This is a genomic window from Escherichia sp. Lx600-2 (assembly GCF_036662595.1).
Lineage (GTDB): Bacteria > Pseudomonadota > Gammaproteobacteria > Enterobacterales > Enterobacteriaceae > Escherichia > Escherichia coli.
In genome coordinates this window covers 1-1,402 of record NZ_JAYQWM010000225.1, presented here as the reverse complement: position 1 = coordinate 1,402, position 1,402 = coordinate 1, and the positions used below count along the sequence as shown (strand labels likewise).

Sequence of the window (1,402 nt, the reverse complement as noted above, 5' to 3'; positions counted from 1 at the left end):
GAAATCGCAACGGAGGAAGAAACCTCATTGCTGGAAGCCTGGAAAAAGTATCGGGTGTTGCTGAACCGTGTTGATACATCAACTGCACCTGATATTGAGTGGCCTACGAACCCTGTCAGGGAGTAATCATTGGGATTATGCCGCAGCACGTCTTAAGCAAGAACGTGCTGCGGTTGGATGCTATTTTTTCCCTGAAGCGGAAAACATTACTACAGTACCTTGAACCTTGGTTTTAACATTCTCGAAATGCTCTGAGAGTATATGTGTTAAGCCTTCTTCGGAATCTTTTGTGTTTGAAAAGATGCCTTTCTGATTGTAAATGCGCATCAGTTTTTGACCGAAGCTATTGTGCACAACTCCATCGCCAAGAATTGTGGCTCCGTATAGAGTTCCATCGTCAGTTAAGGCCTGCGCCGCATTGCGTATTACACAGCTTTTTGTAGATATATTTCCAGGCAGGCAGTGAAGAAGGTAAAACATGGAAATGGAATCAAATTGACCATGTAACGCCGCGGGATAAGGTTCAAAAACATCATGGCTAATTTTATGTTTAATTTTTGATTCCCCAGCCCTTGTAGATGCCGCGTTCAGGCTAGCTTCGTTCAAATCCATTAAAGATATCAGACTACTCTCAGGTACGTGAGTAAGGTAAAACCCAGTTCCAACACCAATATCCAGATGGTTGTTACCTAAATGTTCCAGAAAGTGTGGAAGAAGGTGTTCCTTTGTAGGACATCCCCATGCAAGCCGATTTGATACTCCCAAAACCCACCAGTCATAAAGCTTTAGGGTAAGTGGTGTGTAAATTTTAGCCCCATCATCTGTGTTTTTTTTCATTAATTTCACCATGTTATAGTTTTATTTGTGAGTTAAATCAATTATGGCAATGAATTACAAGGGGTTAAATGCTGCCGCAGCATAGCGATATTGAAATAGCCTGGTATGCTTCAATACAGCAGGAGCCGAATGGCTGGAAGACCGTCACCACACAGTTCTACATCCAAGAATTCAGTGAGTATATTGCGCCACTGCAGGATGCTGTAGATCTGGAAATCGCAACGGAGGAAGAAAGATCGTTGCTGGAAGCCTGAAAAAAGTATCGGGTGCTGCTAAACCGTGTGGACACTTCCGTAGCACCAGATATCGAGTGGCTTATTCAACCATAATAAACAGTATGTATATCATAGGTTATTAATTGTGAGTTTTTTCGGTGTGTTATTTGTTTGTTTGATGTTATGCTTTTGCGCCCCAAAAGAGTATCATTTTTACTTGCATTTCTTATCAAGTCACATTCAACAACAGTAAAAAACATTATTAGAACCATTCAATTAACAAAAAACCAACATCCAGCTTGCTTAATTTTTCTTTATTAAACGATATTGAAAATCAATTGATAAAATAC

General features: G+C 40.4%; 3 protein-coding genes and 1 pseudogene. 3 read left to right on the top strand and 1 reads right to left on the bottom strand.

Features of this window, described 5'->3' with window-relative positions; translation table 11 throughout:
- Both OQV04_RS24650 and OQV04_RS24645 read left to right on the top strand, forming a co-directional pair.
- Nucleotides 1–126 (top strand): tail fiber assembly protein (locus OQV04_RS24650; protein WP_089644813.1); only part of this gene is annotated, 126 nt, incomplete at its 5' end.
- Nucleotides 99–236: a hypothetical protein gene (locus OQV04_RS24645; RefSeq protein WP_001309429.1), complete on the top strand. Its 138-nt coding sequence runs from the start codon at nt 99–101 to the stop codon at nt 234–236. The genes OQV04_RS24650 and OQV04_RS24645, both read left to right, overlap by 28 nt.
- Here the strand turns inward: OQV04_RS24645 and OQV04_RS24640 are convergent.
- Nucleotides 181–849 (bottom strand): class I SAM-dependent methyltransferase, encoded by a 669-nt coding sequence (locus OQV04_RS24640; protein ID WP_000239881.1) that lies wholly within the window; start codon nt 847–849, stop codon nt 181–183. The two genes, OQV04_RS24645 and OQV04_RS24640, sit on opposite strands and share 56 nt — an antisense overlap.
- 149 nt (nt 850–998) lie before the next feature.
- Between OQV04_RS24640 and OQV04_RS24635 the strand changes: the two are divergent.
- Nucleotides 999–1,166 (top strand): annotated as a pseudogene (locus OQV04_RS24635) (tail fiber assembly protein); the annotation flags it as partial.
- Nucleotides 1,167–1,402: the final 236 nt, after the last annotated feature.